Here is a 19,345-nt window from a genome sequence, read left to right on the forward strand (position 1 = left end):
CGCAAGTACCAAAAAAACGACACAAAATAAAAAAACGGCTGCATATTTCTCGGCGCAACCATTCCTTATACTCTTTCTATAGACAAAAAGTCTAATACTATTGAAAGGGGGGGATAGTCGTTGTCGAGAAGCATAGCAAAACATAAAACGCTTTATTTATTGCTATTACCGGGAATTTTGTACATGCTGCTCTTCAACTATGCGCCGATGTACGGGATCGTGCTAGCGTTTAAGGATTTTAATATTCTTAAAGGAATCATGAACAGTCCGTGGGTTGGAACGAAGCATTTCGACAAGCTGTTCTCGGATCCGTATTTCCTGACGGTAACATGGAACACGTTGAAAATCAGCTTGCTAAGGCTTTTGTTCGGTTTCCCGGTTCCGATCGTTTTAGCGCTGCTGCTCAACGAAGTTCGCTTGAAATTGTTTAAGCGAACGATCCAAACCGTTATTTATTTGCCTCACTTCATATCCTGGGTCATTATCGCAGGAATTTTGAAGGTGCTGCTTACTACGGATAACGGATTCGTAAATCAGGTGGTTGGAAGCTTCGGGTACGAGCCCATTCCTTTTCTGACCAGCAATGCATACTTCGTTCCGATGCTTGTGATCTCAGACATCCTGAAGGAAGCCGGCTGGGGGACGATCATTTATTTGGCGGCGCTTGCAGGCATCGATCCGGAGCAATATGAAGCGGCTATGATCGACGGTGCCAATCGTTATCACCGTTTGCGTTACATTACTTTGCCGGGTATAACGGTAGCAATCAGCATCATGCTCATTTTAAGCCTAAGCGGTATATTAAACGCCGGCTTCGATCAAATTTTCAATCTCTATAATCCGCTTGTTTATGCGTCAGCCGATATTATCGATACCTATGTGTACCGCATCGGGTTGTTAGAGGGAAAATACAGTCTCGCAACGGCGCTTGGACTATTCAAGTCCGTTATCGCTTTAATCTTGATCGTCATTGCGAATAAAGTTGCGAAGATGCTGGGGGGAACGGGGATATGGTAGCAACCGGCAAGAAGATGGAGACTAATACCACTACCTCCGGATCCATAAGGAAATTGTCCCGCTTACGAAGCAAACATCCCGCAGAGCTGCTGTTCCAAATTTTGAACTACGGCTTTCTGACGTTTTTCGCCTTGCTGACTTTGCTTCCGTTCTGGCATGTGTTCGTCGTTTCCGTTACAAGCTATGAATCTTATTTGAACAATAAATTCATTCTTTTGCCGGTCGATCTGTCGTTCTCTTCATATGTAACGATACTTGGTGATTCGAAAATCCATCAGAGCTTTCTTTTGACCGTGTTCATTGTCGTTACTTCAACGCTGCTGCACTTGTTATTGACGGCGATCATGTCATTCCCGCTTTCACGTAACGAGTTGAAGGGCCGTAACGTCATTATGGTGTTTATGGTCGTTACCATGCTTTTCAGCGGCGGACTAATTCCTCATTATTTGCTTATCAAACAACTCGGATTAATAAACAATGTACTCGTTTTTATTATTCCGGGAGCGTTTGCAGGGTTCAGCGTCATCTTGATGCTCAACTTTTTCAAGCAGATTCCTCCAAGCCTGGATGAAGCGGCAAGAATCGACGGAGCGGGACATCTGTATGTGTTGTTCAAGATTTTCATTCCGTTATCCATGCCGATCATTTCAACGCTTGCTTTGTTTTACGGCGTCGGCAAATGGAACGACTGGTTTACGGCGGTTATATTTATCGACAAGGCTTCTTTGTATCCGATTCAAAACATTTTGCGCGAGTTTCTCATATTGGGCAACATGGACACGATCGGCAGCGGAGTTTTTTCAAAGGATGCGAACAAGCTCATCGTCAGTATCAAAATGGCCATCATAGTCGTAGCGACACTGCCGATCGTCATCGTATATCCTTTCCTGCAGAAGCATTTCGTGAAAGGCGTATTGCTCGGTTCGATCAAACAATAACAAATGGGGGTTATCAAAAATGAAGAAAAAAGTATTCATTTCCGTTATAAGCGCAACCATGATGACAAGCTTGATTCTCGGCTGCGCGAAGGAAGAAAACGGCTCCGTGAAGGAACCTGGCGGTTCGGTGAAAGAACCGAGCGAAACCGCAAAGGCGCCACAAAAGCTGACCATGTTCGCCCATGATTTTCAAGTATGGGATGGGCAGCAGAATGACAGCGTACTGAAAGAGATAGAGAAGAAATTCAATGTATCGATAAACAGACAAGGTGCTCCTTGGGAAGGCTGGATGGAGAAGCTGGCGCTCAAAATCAATACGGGCGAAACGCCGGACTTGTTCTTCTACCTGACAACTCAGGCTGAATATAAAAACTGGGCGGAAAACGGCATCGTGCTCGAGCTCGATAAATATTTGGATAAAGCGCCGAATTTGAAAAAACTGCTGGACAACGATCTGTACAAAAATTTAAAAATCAACGGCCATTATTATTTTGTTCCAGTCGTTACCCAAGCAAATAATCACGCCATTTATTACCGCAAGGATTGGCTCGAAAAGCTGAACTTGAAGGAGCCTACCAATATCGAGGAATTTACGGCGATGTTGAAAGCGTTTACGGAAGGGGATCCGGACGGCAACAATAAGAAGGATACCGTCGGCATGACGGGCTCCAAAATCAGGGATTGGTTCAACATCATTTTTGCCGGATTCGGCGTAAAACCGGAATGGAATAAAAATGCGAACGGCGTTTATGAGGCTGGGTATGCGACTGAAGCCTATAAGCAATTTCTGGGTTGGATGCAGGAGCAGTATAAAGCGGGGTACATTCAGAAGGAATACTATCTGAACGATGATGCGCAGAAGGAGGAAGCGTTCTATTCCGGCAAAGCGGGCGTCATGATTACGAACAGCGGCGCGAAAGCGGACGGTGTCATTAAGCAAATCGGCGATGTAAACGGCAAAGCCGTAGTAGATTCGTTGACGCCTCCGGACGGACCGGGCGGAAAAGGCGGCGTATTTTCCTTCGGCGGTCATTGGGGCGGATGGAGCATTTCGTCGCAGACGAAGGACAAGGAGCGGGCTGTCCAAATGCTGGATTACCTCTATAGTCCGGAAGGCAGAAACCTGACCTATTTCGGTATTGAAGGCGTTCACTACAAAAAAGATGGCGAAAACATCGTGGCGAACCTGGAAAACAGAGGCAAAGAACCGCAAAATACGTTCGCTCCGATCGGCGGAGAATTGTCGGGGCTTTATAAGTTCGGCCAATACTTCGGCAATTTGTACCGGTTCAACGGAAGCAAGATCGAAGCGTTAAGTAACAATGCGTTTAACAAAAACCGGGAAATTGCGGATAAACAGGATGCCTTTATCAACAAAAATTTGATCATGTCCGATATTGCCAACGTCATGGACTTCCCTGTGGAGTTTGGGGAAATCAGCAAGAAAATGACCGATATTATGGAGAAGTATACGGTCATGATCGTGAGCGGCGAAACTGCGCTGGACGCCGGCTGGAACAAGATGATCGCCGAGCTGAACGCAGCGGGGTATGCCAAAGCGCAGCAGCAAGTTAAAGAAACGATGGACAAAATGAAATGACTTTCGTAGACATGAATGTAGCAAAAAGCCGGTTTCGTTCCATGTGGTTTGCACATCCGTTAATCGGCGATCCTTCCTTTGATACTTTTGAGCGATTTGCAGGTAATCCGGTCCATGAAGGGATCGGCGTTTGGGATTGGCCTGTCAACGGATTCCTGTTCGTGGATCCGGTATCGGCCAACTGGTACGTGTATGTCAGTTTGTATGCCAAAGGGTACCGGCATTGCGGAACGATCACTCTTATACGTTCGACCGATAAGGGAAAGAGTTGGCGAAACCTCGGACCGGTATTCGACGGAAGGGGACTCGCGGAAAGATACACCCCGGAGGACGCGGCACTGGCTACTTTGGATGCTTCGGTCGTCTATGAGAATGGCATCTATCACATGGTATACGGTTGGGGGTCGCTTAAAGAGTCGCAGGGCGGAATCGCATATGCATACTCCAACCATCCGGAAGGACCGTTCCTGAAACACCCGCATCCGATCAAGAATGAGACGGATACCGAGCCGATACTAGGCATGTATAAACGAACGTATGCAAGCACCTTGATCAGGCGACGAGACGACTGGCTGATCCTCGCGATGATGAGCATGCCCCGCAATACAGGGGGCTCCTGGTCGCTGGTAGCGCTTACCTCGGAACAGCCGGACGGACCTTACGGCAATCCTGCGTTTTTGCTGTACCCGCAGAGTCCGTTCTACCTTCCGGCGCCGATCGAGTTTTATCCCGCTTATGTGCATGACGGATATGTCTATGCGCCATCCACTTCTGTGGGACGTAACCGTACCTATCAAGCCGTTTTTCGGGCGGAGCTCGAAAGCGCGCATTCGGCCGAAGCCTGGCAGCTGGATCAGGAAGGCTCCTGCTGGCATTCGGAGGCGAGACAGTCTGAGCGTTACGGAATATGGGGACAAACCTATTCAGGCCAGGTCATGGAAGACGGCATGCTGCATGCGATGTATCCCGCTTTGAACGAGAGGGGCGAGGGGACGATTAACTTGGCTTCGCGTCCGTGGTCCGAGCCTTACGACGACAATTTCGTGCTTTCGGGGAACAATGCGGCTGCCGTCAGCTTTGTGCGGCAAGGTTATGAGATGTTCAGGCTGACGGCTGAGCTGACGAGTACGAAAGCTTTCAGCGTCGTGTGGGGGTGGAACGGACCAGTAGGGTCGACGGTGATGCCGCGCTGGGCGGACGGGATGCCGCACGCAAACATGTTCACGGATGGCCTGGGACTTTCCGTGATAGGCGACGAATTTGCCTTGATCGCGGTGACGGCTCAAGGATCGGTGGAAGTGTTGGAACATACGGAGAAATACGACGAGCGTGACGCCTGTTGGGGGTCAACGGTTTCGGGAGCGGGAACCGAGCCGGGAGCGGACGACTCATTTGGGCGCCCGCCCTTCCGCGAACCCCAATCGTACCGGATCGTTATCCGGCAGGAGGCATCGAGCTGTCAACTGGATATCAATGGAAAAATGCTGACTGTGATGCAGGGTGCAGCTGCCGGACGTATCGGACTCATCGCCGGCAATGGCGCGCTTGTCCGATGCACGCGTTTCGAAATTGAAGGAGAAAGCCGGGAGCATTGGGTTGAGCTGCTGCCTGGCGAAGGATTGGCAGGGGCGGCACAATGTCCGGACAAATGGGACTTTGAGATGGATTCGTCATATAGCAAGGGGTTTGGCTATCGCTCGACGGAGCGCACCGGCTTCGCAGAGGAAACCGTATCCATGCTGAAATGGAATTTTCGCGGAGACGCGTTCCGCGTGAAGATGCCGGTTAAAGGCTATGGCAAGATCAGCGTTTTGCTGGACGGACAATGGCTGGAAGATATCGTGCTGCTGCCGGATGGCGGGATACCGGGTTCGCGTGTCGTAATCGGGCGGGACGGACTGGCGGATGGCAATCATGCCGTGACGATGACATTGTTGGAAGGCGAGATGAGCTGCGACGTATTCTCGTACCGGGTACATCGATAACTGGCTAGAATAGGAGACTGCTTACATGTTATTGACTTATAAGGATATCGAGCAATACCGGCGGGACGGGTTCCTTCTTGTGGAAAATGTGTTTTCCGATAAGGAAATCGAGACTATGGTGTCGGACATCGAAGGCGGAGGTCGCACAGCTGCATCGGCGATGAGCGTGAACGACGAGTCGGGGAAGAAAGCCAAGCTGGCGTATTGGGAAGAACTCACGGACGATATCTGGTCCGCCGCTTCCACCAGCTCGCGCGTCGTCAATAACGTACGGATGCTGCTCGGCGAAGAGGTCAGCTTTTTCCACGGCAAGGTGATGATGAAAGAGGCTCGGACAGGCGGGGCATGGGAATGGCATCAGGATTACGGGTACTGGTATGATCAAGGCTTTCTTTTCCCGCATATGATTAGCGTATTTGTGGCGATCGACCCGGCAACGAAGCTGAACGGGTGCCTTCGGGTGCTCAAAGGTTCTCATAAAATGGGAAGGCTTACGCATTTACAAGTCGGCGGTCAAACCGCCACCGATCCGGCACGGATCGCCGCTGCGGAGAAACGGTTCGAGACCGTATACTGCGAGATGAAGCCAGGCTCGGCGCTTTTCTTCGATTGTAATCTGCTTCACTGTTCGGCATCCAATGATTCGGATCATCACCGGAGATCATTCATCATGTGTTACTCTGCCTGGGGGAATCCGCAATTGTCGAAGGATGGAAATCAGTTGTTCCGTGAGCCCTGTCCTGCAATAGAGAAACGAAATTGATTTTCTTTGAAAGGGGAGGGGAGGGCGCCAAGCTCGTTTCTCCCCGCTTTTATGAACCGAATCGATGCCAAGGGAGTGTATCGTATGAGAAAATGGATGTTTTCGAACACAGCCGTTCGGAAAAACAGGATGCATGTAGTTATCTTGCTATTGATAATGATGCTAGGGACTAATGTTTATGCGGAGCCGCAAAATGCCTGGGAAGAACCGTTCCCGGCAACTCTCTCCCCGCAAATCTACTATGTAAGCAGCTCGGAAGGAAACGACGTCAATAGCGGTCTGAGTTCTTCCGCACCTTGGAAATCGTTATCCAAAGTATCCTCCGTTTCGTTCAATCCGGGGGACTCCGTTCTGCTCAAAAGAGGCGATACTTGGACGGGAGAAACGCTGTATCTTCATGGCAGCGGAACGTCCTCGGACTGGATCAAGTTATCGGCCTACGGTTCGGGAGATCGTCCGATGATATCGCCATACCTATCGCCGGAAGCTGTTCCGGCTCCCGATCCTTCTAGCGCCGCTAACAATGGCTTACTATACGCCATTAAACTGAGCAGTACTGCCGGATGGAAAATTTCCGGTCTCGAGATTGCCAATTCCAGGAGCGGAATTGTTTACATCAACGATGCGCCGGGAACGCGTGACGGTCTTTGGGTCGAAGATTGCTACATTCACGATATCACCAAATGGCCGTTGTCGCCGTATCCAGCCGCGGAAAACAGGGATGCCGAGCTGCAGGTTATGCCGTATTCGGTAGGGATTTACACGTTTCTTCAATCGGGCGAACGACTGCAGAACGTTACCGTGAAGAACACCGTGATCGAGCGTACGGACGGACCGCTGGAAATCAGGCATGCCGACCGCGTCACGATCGATTCGATCACCGCTTTGGATTCTTACAGGGAAGGAATCCAGTTGACCGGTATCAACTACGATTATCCCGGTCCCGGTCAGCCGGAAGGCTCGTTGACGAACAGCCGCATCTTGCGTTCCGGTTTGCATGGGATGGCGTGGGGAACCGCAGGACTGCAATTTAACGCGGTACATGATTTTGTTGCCGATCATGTGGAGATCGGATATACGGTTTCGCCAAATTCACCGGATGGAGTCGGTATCGATTTTGAAGGGCTGAACAAAAATGTCACAGTCAAGAACAGCTACATCCATGATAACGAAGATGAAGCCGTCATGTACTATCGGAATCCGATATGGTCAGGCGGCATCGATAACGTGAATACGAGCTTGATCGACAATCTTTTTGAAAATAACGGGATCAAAAATGACGGCGTGCATGCGGCCTTCCTTGTTCATCAATACAATGCGGACAACGGGGGGACGATATCCGGCAATACGATTGTGAAAGCGTATCCGGAGCAGCCGCTCAACATGGTACTCGAACGTAATCCGAAAGCAACTGAATTGTGGCCGTCTGGCAGCTACAATATTTTCGGTAACGTTGTGAAGCTTCCGAACGGAAATGTTATCCATAACGCTTCGACGCAATTCAATGGCCTTCAAGGCGAGAACGGGTGGTACTATCAGCAATTTGACGGCAGCGGGTACTCGGATATGCAGTGGGACGCCGTTCAGGAGGCATGGCAAGGAATCACGAACGCATTATCGATTGGCGAAGATTGGCAAAGCGCTTCGAACGGTATCGACTCCGTACGTAAATGGATTTCACCTTCGGACGGTCGAATTCGAATTACCGGCAAAGCCAAAAATTCGGCTTCTACCTTCGAGGATGGCGTGAAAGTGAGCGTATTGAAAAACGACATCCCGATATGGGGGCCGTATCCGATAACCGGCGTGATGGGACTCGCACATGATATTGAGCTTGATGTAACAAGCGGAGACAGGATTTATTTTGTCGTTCAATCCAATGGCAGTCCTTCACAAACGCGAACGAACTGGAGCCCGTTTATTGAAGAAATCGTATTTCCTTCCAACAGCGGTCAGGAGGAAGAGGAGTTGCCCGTTTATAAGGCATCTTCGGATTATTCAAACGTTCAAGGAAACAACCAATGGCGCTATGATCAAGCTTCCGGTACCGATTATTCCGCTCTGGTTTGGAATGCGGACTACGGGTTATGGGAGGGAACTGTACCGCTCATGTATGTAGCGGACAACTGGCAGCATCCTTCCGATAACATGGACTCCGTGCGAACGTGGGAAGCGCCCGAGAACGGAACGATTGCCATCAAGGGAACGGCGAAAAAGCGCGATTCGGAATCAGGCGATGGCGTCAACATCAGCATTTTGAAAAACGGCGAGTTGTTGTGGACGCAGCTGGTAACCAGTTTTACCGGAGCCTCTCATGATTTGGAAGCGGTTGTGAATAAAGGGGACCTGATCCGTTTCATTGTAAACTGCAACGAGGAAACATCGTACGATGTGACGCTTTGGGACCCGTCGGTAACCTATTCGCACAGCTTGACGAAAAGACCGGTCATAACCTTGGCCGGAAACAATCCGCTGGTTGTCGAGATGAACGATCCATTTATTGAACCCGGTTATCAAGCTCAGGATCAATTCGGCGCCGATTTGACGGCTCAAGTACAGGTTACCGGTTCCGTCCGTGCGGATAAGATCGGGACGTACAATCTATTTTACAATTCGGCGGATTCCAACCATCTGGTTGCCCGTACGGTTACCCGAACGGTATATGTTCGCGATACGACGGCGCCTTCCATTACGATTGATGCGCCTGTTAACGGAAGCTACAGTGATGCGGAAAGCTTGCTTCCGGCATTCAACGTCTCCGATGCCGGATCCGGGGTCGATCCTACGAAAACGACAGTTACGCTGGATGGTACGCCCATTCAACACGGGACGAATATTAAGCTCTATTCGTTGCCGCTCGGTTCTCATACTTTGACGGTAATCGCACAAGACTTTGCCGGCAATACGGGAACTGCAAGCGTAACCTTCGAGACGACGGCAAACTTGAGCTCGCTGAAAGCATTGGTAGCAGCGTTTCGGGTGAACGGTTGGATTGGAAATCACGGCATTGCCAACAGTTTGACTAAAAAGTTGGAGCATGGCAATTTGCAAGCGTTCCTAAATGAAGTGCAGGCGCAGAGCGGCAAGCATATTCAGACAGAGGCAGCGGGTTACTTGATTCGCGATGCGCAAGCTTTACTAGACTTATAGAGATCGCGCGAGAAGAAGAGGAGAAGCTGGGAGAGCATGACATATTCTATCGTGATAGGCTCGGAAGCCGCGAAGCTGGAGTGGAAAGCAGCGCAGATGTTCGCCGTACGATCGCGGCATCGTTCCGGAATTGACGTTTCAGTCCATAAAGAGAGCGAACAGATTGCTGCAGCCGGAAGCATTAGCATTATTGCAGGAACTCCGGAAAGCTGCGCCCGTATCGGAGAGCTTTGCGCGGAAGGGGAGCTGCGCCTGCCTGCCGACTTAGGAGAGGAAGGCTTTATCATTAAAGGCGGCTCAGATAAGCCGGTTTATGTTGCCGCACATACTCCTCGCGGTGTTCTTTACGGAATCGGCAAACTGCTTCGACTCCTAACATTCTCTGCCGGATCGATACACGTACCGTATCTCGATATCGTATCCCGACCGGACAAATTCGTACGGGGTATCTATTTCGCCACACACTTCGGCAACTGGTATTGCCAAGCGGAGTTGGAAGCCGTTCGAGAATATTTGGAAGAACTGGCCTTGTGGGGGATCAACGAATTGCTCGTCTGGTTCGATATATCTCATTACAGCTCCCTGGAGGAAGGGCAGCCGATGCTATCGCGTCTTGCGCGTTTTGAAGCGTTCGCACGTGACGTTGGCATGAGGGTAGGCCGAATCGCAATCGCCAACGAAGGATTTAAAGGACAGGTAGGAGCCGGACGCTCGATGCTGAGCAAAAACTGCTTCGACGAAACGGATTTCCACCCCCTGCGTGCGAGAGATCGCGAGTTCGGCGGATATGACACGGATATATGTCCGTCGCAGGCCGCAGGCCGGGACATGATTTTAAGCAATAAAGATCACATTTTAGCCCCAATGCCGCCTATCGACTCTTTATGGCTATGGCCATACGATCAAGGAGGCTGCAACTGTCCGAAGTGTACCCCTTGGCCTGTAACTTTCATGGAGCTGAACCGGGAGATCGCGTCGATAGGGGCACGGCACTTGCCCGGCATGACGGTCAACGTAAGCGCTTGGTGGTTTGACGGGCATCAGACCGGAGAGGACACTGCATTCTTCAAATTTTTGGAGGAAGATAGCGAACGGGAGCAGTCGTGGTTCAATTACATCATGGCGGGAGCGGCCGAAGCGAAGAGATGGAAGCAGGAAGGCAGAGTCATACCGAGTCGCCATCCTGTCGTATTATTTCCGGAAATCAGCATGTTCGACGGCGTGCCGTGGGGAGGGAAAGGAGGCAACCCGGCACCGCGCCGTTTCGCAGCGGAATATGCCGAATTACGCGATCGTATCGTGGGAGCATTTCCGTATTCGGAAGGCATTTATGAAGATATGAACAAAGTGATTTGGTCGCAATTCATGTGGTATGGCGAAGAAGAAATCGAACGAATCGTGCAGGAGTACTGCCGGTACTATTTTGGAGCCGGGACGGAGCGGCAGGCCGAACGATTTATTTACAGGCTGGAGGACCTCGTCATAGGAGCGGAGACTGGCGGGGCAGCCGAACGATTGGTAACGCAAGCCGAAGAAATTGGCGGACAAATGGAAGAATGGGCACGTCAGAGCTGGCGCTGGAAGCTGCTGGATGCCCGCTGCCGGATTCAGGCGAACGTCGACCGGTTGAAGCGGGATGGCGATAATACCGAAAGCAGGGAGCAATTCCGCAGGGCCTATGAAATGGTGCAAAATGAACTGAATTTGCATCGAGGAGGCGTATCGCTGGAGCCTTGGGTCTATGCGCCATCCGATACGGCGCTGAATATTTTCCTGGGACTTGACGATGTCGTCAACCTGACGGCGGATCGTCAGACGGACAATGCGGCTGCCGGAGGCAACAATTGATGCGGCTAACGGCGATGAGAAAGGAGAGTGACCATGCGGCCGAATATTTTGCTCATTATGACCGACCAGCAGCGCGGCGATTGTTTGAGCATAGAAGGACATCCCGTGCTGTTAACGCCAAATATGGACAGCATCGCTGCACAAGGCGTGCGTTTTGACAAGTGCTATTCGACATGCCCGGTCTGCATCCCGGCCAGAAGGTCTTTATTATCGGGACAATACCCCGAAACGCATGGCATCGCCGGTTATTATCAGGAAGCGGAGTGGGAGCCGTCGATCGCCCTGCCTAGCGTACTAAAAAACGTTGGTTATCACACGTATTTGGTTGGCAGAGACATGCACCAGTACCCTCAGAAAAAAAGATACGGATACGATCATACCGTTACCTATCCGGAATACTGCGAGTGGTTGAACAGTCGGTTATCCCATATCACCTGCGAGCCTTCCGGACACTATTACGCTAGCGGCGTTATGCACAACGACCGGACAGCCAGACCATGGCCGCATGACGAATCGTTGCATTATACGAACTGGACCGTGAATGAGGCGCAGCGATTTCTCCAAAATCGCGATCCTTCGTGTCCCTATTTCTTGACGGTCTCCTTTCTTGCGCCGCATCCGCCGTTAATTCCGCCGGCATTTTATATGGAACGATACATACGAACGGGTGTTCCGGATCCGGTGATCGGCGAATGGGCGAAAGCCCCGGCAGCCGGAGGTAAGGGAAATCCGCCTGACTCGGCCGATATAAGTCTATCGGGTGAAGAGCTGCTTTCATGCAGGGCCGCTTATTTCGGCTTGATCAATCACATCGACGATCAATTGTCACGGTTGTTAAGAAACGTCGAAGCGGATAACACGATCGTCATTTTTACAAGCGATCATGGCGAAATGTTGGGAGATCATTACCTTTTTCGCAAAAGCGTTCCGTACGAACCTTCGGTCCGGGTTCCATTGCTTATTTCGATGCCGAAGCGTTACGGAATAAAGAGAGGTAAGGTCATCAGCAAGCCTGTTTCACTTGAGGATATCATGCCTACGATATTGGAATTGGCGGGCGTGGAGATTCCGGATACGGTCGAAGGATCAAGCCTGCTTCCGTTAATGCGTGAAGAGAATGTTTCCTGGCGGTCTTTCGTCCACATCGAGCATGGAGAGGGAACCGTAAATTTTCAACCTCATCATACTTTGACGGACGGGAACGAGAAATACATTTGGTTTGTATGGAGCGGGGAGGAGCAGTTTTTCGATCTTCGCAAAGACCCGCGAGAATGCCGGAATGTAATCGACTCCGAGTATTACAAAGATGCAGCAGCAGGCTGGAGAAAGATATTAATCGAAAAGCTTAAACATCGACCCGAAGGCTTCACGGATGGCGAGAAGCTGATTAGCGGAATGCCTTATCCTGCGTATATCGGGCGGAACCAATAGGTTAAGCGGAGATACTGCTGCTATCAACGTCAGCGGGAGCAGACGGCGCGGCAAGTCGTTATTCACGAGGCATTGCATGAGAATGGTTCCTCATCTCACTGTGAAAGGATAGATGGTAAATGTTTCGAAAGTTACCGTTTGTTTTATTCTTTTGTCTGACTATGACCTGCGTGCTTACGTTCGCCGGCCTGACCGCCGTTCATGCATCACCTCAAACGTACTATGTCAGCAGCAGCATCGGAAATGATACCAATGACGGCTTAAGTCCGGGAACGGCATGGAAATCGCTGAACAAAATTTCCTCGATGACGTTTAGCGCAGGCGATATGATTTTGCTCAAAAGGGGCGATACGTGGGCAGGTGAAGGCCTGAGCTTGAATGGAAACGGTTCCAGCACAAACTGGATCACGTTGTCCGCATACGGCACTGGGGATAAACCGAAGATTACGCCTTATGTATCGCAAACGGCCATTCCCGCTCCCGACCCTGCGAACGTGGCGGCGAACGGAATTATTTATGCGATCAAGCTTCAGGATGCTGCAGGCTGGAAAATAACAGGCCTTGAGATCGGCTTCGCCAAAAGCGGCATCGTCTACCTGAATACGGTAAGCGGAAGCCGCGACGGGCTGTGGATTGAAGATTGCTATATTCATGACATAACCAAGTGGCCGATGACTCCATATCCTTCCGCGGATAATCGTGCTGCCGAGCTGCAAATCATGCCTTACTCGGTTGGGATCTACACCTATAGGCAAGCGGGCGAACGGCTGCAGAACGTAACCGTGAAAAACACAACAATCGAACGGACGGACGGCCCGCTTGAAATCAGGCATGCGGACAATATTTCGATCGATTCGCTTAACGCTGCCGATTCCTATCGAGAAGGCGTCCAATTGACGGGAATCAATTACGACTATCCGGGGACTACGATCGGCAGCATGACCAACAGCGTCATCCTTCGTTCCGGGCTGAACGGAATGGCTTGGGGGACGGCCGGCCTGCAATTCAACGCCGTACACAACTTTACGGTCGACAATGTAGAAGTAGGATTTACGCAGGCACCTAACGGCGTCGACGGAGTAGGAATCGACTTTGAAGGATTGAACAAAAATGTAACGGTCAAAAACAGCCTGATCCACGATAACGCGGACGAGGCCGTGATGATTTACAGAAATCCGATTTGGAGCGGCGGCGTTGAAAATTCTAACACAAGCCTGTTCGATAACGTTTTCCGTAATAACGGCATCGGTTCCGACGGCAATCCGCATGCCGCTTTCATTACGCAGCAATACAATTTGACGAACGGCGGCACCATTTCCGGAAATACCATAATCAAAACGAATCGCAATCAATCGTTAAACATGATTTTCGAGCAGTCGCCTCAATACACTGATGGTTGGCCGGCAGGAGGGTATACGATTTCCGATAATATAGAGAAGCTTTCTAACGGCAATATCATGCATACGGCATCTACCGGTTTCAGCGGCACGCAGGGCAAGAACGGCTGGTTCTATCAGCAGTATGACGGAACCGCTTTCAATGCGCTAACCTGGAACGATTCATTCCGGTTATGGGAAGGCAGCGCCACAAATCTCTATGTCGGCGAAGACTGGATGCATCCGGCGAACGGATACAAGACGGAACGCAATTGGAAGGCGGACGTTTCAGGCAACATCCGAATAACCGGTAATCCTAAAAAGGTTGATTCGACATTCGGTAACGGTGTGACCGCAAGCATATGGAAGAATGGGATACAGCTATGGTCCCAAACGGTTACTACGTTATCCGGCACGCAGCACGATTTTCAAACGAGCGTCAATGCTGGAGATGTCATTGCATTCGTCTTGGAGTCAAACGGCGATTCCTCGTACGATAAAACCTTTTGGAATCCCGTAATCGAAGAAATCAAACAAAACGTTTACACGGCGAGTGCCGATTTTAGCCTGCGGCAGGGAATGTACAATTGGCGATATGTGCAAAACGACGGCAGCAGCGAGACGAATATGAGCTGGAATGGCAGTTCAGGCGTATGGAGCGGCTCCGTGAATAACCTTCTGATTGGGGTAGACTGGCAGCATCCGGCGATAGGCATACAAACGCAGCGGAAATGGCTTGCTCCTTCTTCCGGCACGATTCGTTTAACCGGACTTGTCAGAAAATACGATTCGGCTGACGGCAACGGAGTGGTTGTGAGTATTTGGAAGAACGGCGTGAAGCTATGGGGCGATCAGGCGATTACAAACTTATCAGGTGTATCGCATGATATTACGACGGCTGTGACGGCCGGCGATGCCGTTTACTTCAAAGTGGATGCGAATGGCGACCCTTCGTTCGACAAAACGTTTTGGGACCCGACGATCGAGCTCACGCCTTCCTTTAACTTCGATGAGCTGATGACGCCGTTTTGGACGGGGACAACCATAACGAATGAATCGGTGTTGATGCTCTCTTCATATGGCCAACAGCCGGAAGCGCCTTTATTGTTCCATCCGTCGGACGCCGGCTCCATTACGGTTCGGGATGCCCGGCTCACTACTACGTATGTGCAAGGCGTTGATTGGATTTACGACAGCGCCTCCAATAAAATTAAGCTGCCTGCCGGTTCCGCAGCTCCTTATATGAACAAAGCCGATTTGTATCCTTCGTCGGCGCCGGCAGGCTGTTTTACGGTCATCAAAACCGGCGGGGGAAGCGTGCTTGGCTGCGAAGGGCATTATTTTCACGATCGTCAGCTCGTCGTCTCTTATCATCATGAGCCGAATTCATGGTCGGGCCCTGTACCGGCCTACCAAGGAATGAATTTACCTGTTACTACGGCCAAATTAATGGGCGGGCAACCGATTAAAGTTACGCTATACGGCGACAGCATTTCCGTCGGACTTAATGCAAGCGGTATTGTCGGCGCTTCACCCGGTCTTCCAAACTGGGGAACGCTCGCGATGGTTAAGCTTCAAAGCAATTTCGCCTCGAATTTGACGTTTCGCAATCCGTCTGTCGGCGGACAAACTTCCGCTTGGGGCGCCCAAAATGTGCATACGCTCGTTTCCCAAGAAACACCCGACCTCGTGATTATCGCCTTCGGAATGAACGACGGGAGTGCGAATACAGCGTCATCGGCGTTCAAAAGCAATATCCAAGCGATCATAAACGATGTGCGCGCTTCAAACGCAAATGCGGAATTCATCCTGGTTGCAACGACGCTTGCCAATCCCGAAACGGGGTATGCCGGCAATCAAGCCGATTATAAAGCGGTACTTCAGCAACTGATTGCACCTGGAACGGTGCTAATGGACATGACAGGCATTCATCAGACGCTGCTGAACGGCAAACGGTTTCAGGATATGACCGGCAATAACGTCAATCATCCGAACGATTTTCTGGTTCGGGCTTACGCTCAAGCGTTATCGACATTATTGGTGCCGTAACTTCAAGTATTGAAACCATCGGTTTTTCCTAATAAAAGTCGCAGAAAATGCGGCTTTTTCATTTTTTTATAAAGTACTTGTCTTGTATCCGTTAAGGAATTGACGATCTTTCTCAACTTCGATCAGGCGCATCATGGCAACCTTAACCTATATTTGTATTTAGGGAGTGAATGAAATGGTGGATAAGCAGAAGAAAATAGCGACGCAGTTAATGGAATCGTACTTCCAATCGCAAGTAAGCGGAAATATGATGCAGAATCGCTCATTGTACAATCAAAAGCCAGGCGAGATCATGGTTCTCTATTTCATCAGCATGAATGTAAGAGATGACAGTCAAGGATTGATGGTTTCAGAAATAAGCGGAAAGCTGAATGTAACATCGCCGACGGTAACGCAGCATATAAACAGTTTGGAAGCACAGGAGCTTGTCGAGCGTCATGCCGATCCTGCCGATCGGCGGGTTGTCAGAATCCGGCTTTCGGATAAAGGTGTCCAGTATATACAAGGAATTAATGAGGCCCGTCTAAATATGTTCGTGGGTCTCGTTCAGCATCTTGGGGAGGAAGAAAGCCTGCTCTTTACCGAGATGATGAGAAAAACTTCGGAGTATATGCTCAAACAACAGGAATTATATCTGCGAAGCTTTGAGAAATAAATAAGCGCTGAGGAGGATTGTATATGAAATATACGGTTATTACTGGAGCCAGTTCGGGAATTGGTTATGAGGCGGCTCTTGCTTTTGCGGCTTGCGGTAAAAACTTAATCCTAGCAGCTCGCAGAACGGCGGCACTGGAAAACTGAAATCAGAAGTGGCTAACATGAACCCGAACCTGGACGTTGTCATTCGAACCGTTGACTTGTCTGTTTCTGCTAATGTTTATGAATTCTACGAAAGTCTACAGCAATATCAGATCGAGACCTGGATCAACAATGCTGGGATCGGAAGCTTTGCTTCCGTTGGGGAACAAAATTTGAAAAGAATGGAGTCGATGCTTCACTTGCATATCGAAGCTTTAACCGTTCTGTCAACGCTTTATGTACGTGATTATGCAAATGTTGAAGGATCGCAAATCATCAATATTTCTTCAGGCGGCGGATACCAAATCGTCGGCAATGCCGTGACCTACTGTGCGACAAAGTTCTATGTAAGTGCCTTTAGCGAAGGTCTCGCACAAGAATTGAAAGACAAAGGAGCGGTCATGCGAGTAAAAGTGCTGGCTCCCGCTTCAACGGAGACGGAATTTATTAAGCGTGCTTTGGACTTAGAGGAGTTTCATTATAAAGGAGTCGTTCCGAAATATCATACTGCAAAAGAAATGGATGGATTTATGTTGGAGCTTTATGACAGTGAAAAAGTTGTTGGAATTGTGAATGAAAAAACGTATGACTTCGAATTAAGAGATCCGATTTATCCGTATGCGTCGAGGACAAGAAGCTAGATATTGAAAATCTTAGTATTGCCATTCTTTTCGACAAAACAAACGAAAACGATAGCGACATTACACAGGCTGCCGGTAGATCGGCGGCCTTTTCTTCATAAACATAAGGATTTTATAGATGTTGACAACAACATCTTTACATAATAATATTTTTTTACGTATAAAATAAATTTTGGAGGTCTAATATTATGGAAATTGCAAAGGGAGTAGAAATGCTTCATATAGATTTTCATGGGAATAATATTCATCCGATTCTTTTGTGGGATGGAGAAATGGCTGTTTTAATTGACACAGGATTCCCAGGACAATTTGAAGATTTATGCGCTGCCATGGATAAGGTGGGAGTGTCGCTAGACAAACTAAAAGTTGTGATTTTGACGCATCAGGATATGGATCATATAGGCAGTCTTCCTGAGATTTTGCAGGATTGCGGCAATCATGTTACCGTTTATGCACATGAGCTGGACAAGTCGTATATTCAGGGGGAGATACCACTTTTAAAAGACGGTCACCTCGAGAATCCCCCGAAGGGGAGAGTGGACGATACTTTGATAGACGGTCAGGAGCTGCCGTTTTGCGGCGGGATTCGCGTCATTCACACGCCTGGTCACACTCCCGGACATATCAGCCTTTATTTAAGGGAAAGTAAGACTCTAATAGCCGGGGATTCGATGTACAGTGTAAATGGAGTTCTCGAGGGAATTCATATCCCGACGACTCCGGACATGCATGCAGCACAGCTCTCTTTGAAAAAGTATGTAGACTTCGACATTGCATCCGTTGTTTGTTATCACGGGGGATTGAGTACATTAAATATTAATGAACAGATACTAAGACTTAGCCAGGGGCTGTAAAGATGAAATGCTGTTGATGTGCCTTGGAGCGGAGGTTTATGAGAAAACTAAGAAAACACCTATTGAATCTTGCATTGGGTGAGTTAGCAGCCGCCATATGTTTTTTGGTTGTATATAAAATGTATTTAGATTTAGGAACTGCGAGCTTGTTTGCGCTATCATTCCTAGTGTTTCTATTAGTTCAAGGTGTCTTGTATTGGGTATTTAGATCATATTCAACAGGTAAAGAGAAACCATTATTAATACTGAAAACCCTGATTTTGCTTAGAAGAACGAATATTATTCTAGCTGTGTTCGTAATCATAATAATGATCATGCTCGCACAGAATAAAAGAGACCTTATCGTAAGTATGTTCATTTATGTTTTTTCCGTGATAGAATATATAAATTACTACTGGTATCGTTTAAGTTATGGGAAATCAGGGTTCAATATGAAATTGCTCATTCAAGCAGGCTTACAGCCGTCGAGCATTCATAAATTAATAAAAAGAAAGTAAATCTCTAAATGGTTGATTAACAAGAGCACATCAATAAACACCTTCAAAGGCTGCCGACATTTCCCACAACTTAGAGAAAGTATTGATTATAAAATATATATTGATTGCCAAGCAGATGAAAGACTCGTTAGAAGACTAGGGAAGTTCTCTGATGGAAGATATACCAGTGAAGAAGCAATACGTGAATACCTTGATTTGGTAAGGTATCGACATGATATTTATGTTGAGCCCACTCGGTGGCATGCAGATATGATTATTAATGGCTCAGCTACAATGCAAAAGGGAAGTCAGATGTTATTAGATTGGATAATTAATAAAATGGCTTCACAGTAAACTGGCTTGAAGTCGCCCTTTGTCGAGCGACAAGAACATCGTCTCTTTAAAGACCGCTCAAAACG

At 49.0% G+C, this 19,345-nt stretch carries 12 protein-coding genes and 1 pseudogene; all 13 read left to right on the forward strand.

What is annotated here, in order from left to right:
- The first annotated feature begins 120 nt into the window (after positions 1–120).
- A complete protein-coding gene (locus DQG23_RS03685) occupies positions 121–1,017 on the forward strand; it encodes an ABC transporter permease (protein ID WP_238177724.1) in 897 nt (298 codons plus the stop codon).
- On the forward strand, positions 1,011–1,955 hold the full coding sequence (locus DQG23_RS03690) for a carbohydrate ABC transporter permease (protein WP_113029416.1): 945 nt from the start codon (positions 1,011–1,013) through the stop codon (positions 1,953–1,955). Before DQG23_RS03685 ends, DQG23_RS03690 begins: the two co-directional genes overlap by 7 nt.
- Before the next feature lie 19 nt (positions 1,956–1,974).
- Positions 1,975–3,555: an extracellular solute-binding protein gene (locus DQG23_RS03695; RefSeq protein WP_113029417.1), complete on the forward strand. Its 1,581-nt coding sequence runs from the start codon at positions 1,975–1,977 to the stop codon at positions 3,553–3,555.
- Positions 3,552–5,540 carry a glycoside hydrolase family protein gene (locus tag DQG23_RS03700; protein WP_113029418.1) on the forward strand — a complete coding sequence of 663 codons (1,989 nt, stop codon included), beginning with the start codon at positions 3,552–3,554 and terminating at the stop codon, positions 5,538–5,540. The genes DQG23_RS03695 and DQG23_RS03700 overlap by 4 nt, the downstream gene beginning before the upstream one ends.
- A 25-nt stretch (positions 5,541–5,565) precedes the next feature.
- On the forward strand, positions 5,566–6,303 hold the full coding sequence (locus tag DQG23_RS03705) for a phytanoyl-CoA dioxygenase family protein (protein ID WP_113029419.1): 738 nt from the start codon (positions 5,566–5,568) through the stop codon (positions 6,301–6,303).
- An 84-nt stretch (positions 6,304–6,387) separates the two neighbouring features.
- On the forward strand, positions 6,388–9,453 hold the full coding sequence (locus DQG23_RS03710) for an immunoglobulin-like domain-containing protein (protein ID WP_158560280.1): 3,066 nt from the start codon (positions 6,388–6,390) through the stop codon (positions 9,451–9,453).
- Between the two features lie 36 nt (positions 9,454–9,489).
- Positions 9,490–11,301: an alpha-glucuronidase family glycosyl hydrolase gene (locus tag DQG23_RS03715; RefSeq protein ID WP_113029421.1), complete on the forward strand. Its 1,812-nt coding sequence runs from the start codon at positions 9,490–9,492 to the stop codon at positions 11,299–11,301.
- 33 nt (positions 11,302–11,334) lie between these two features.
- The gene (locus DQG23_RS03720) at positions 11,335–12,732 is read left to right on the forward strand and encodes an arylsulfatase (RefSeq protein WP_113029422.1); all 1,398 of its coding nucleotides are present in this window, start codon (positions 11,335–11,337) and stop codon (positions 12,730–12,732) included.
- Between the two features lie 119 nt (positions 12,733–12,851).
- Positions 12,852–16,157: an SGNH/GDSL hydrolase family protein gene (locus DQG23_RS03725; RefSeq protein ID WP_113029423.1), complete on the forward strand. Its 3,306-nt coding sequence runs from the start codon at positions 12,852–12,854 to the stop codon at positions 16,155–16,157.
- A 175-nt stretch (positions 16,158–16,332) separates the two neighbouring features.
- Positions 16,333–16,812, forward strand: a complete 480-nt coding sequence (locus tag DQG23_RS03730; protein WP_113029424.1) for a MarR family winged helix-turn-helix transcriptional regulator — start codon at positions 16,333–16,335, stop codon at positions 16,810–16,812.
- A gap of 23 nt (positions 16,813–16,835) precedes the next feature.
- Positions 16,836–17,596 (forward strand): annotated as a pseudogene (locus DQG23_RS03735) (SDR family NAD(P)-dependent oxidoreductase).
- 188 nt (positions 17,597–17,784) lie between these two features.
- Positions 17,785–18,450, forward strand: a complete 666-nt coding sequence (locus DQG23_RS03740; RefSeq protein ID WP_113029425.1) for an MBL fold metallo-hydrolase — start codon at positions 17,785–17,787, stop codon at positions 18,448–18,450.
- Positions 18,451–18,959: 509 nt separating this feature from the next.
- Entirely contained in the window at positions 18,960–19,280 is a 321-nt protein-coding gene (locus DQG23_RS43685; RefSeq protein WP_158560281.1) for a hypothetical protein, read from the forward strand.
- Positions 19,281–19,345 lie beyond the last annotated feature (65 nt).

The organism is Paenibacillus contaminans, assembly GCF_003285015.1.
GTDB lineage: Bacteria > Bacillota > Bacilli > Paenibacillales > NBRC-103111 > Paenibacillus_V > Paenibacillus_V contaminans.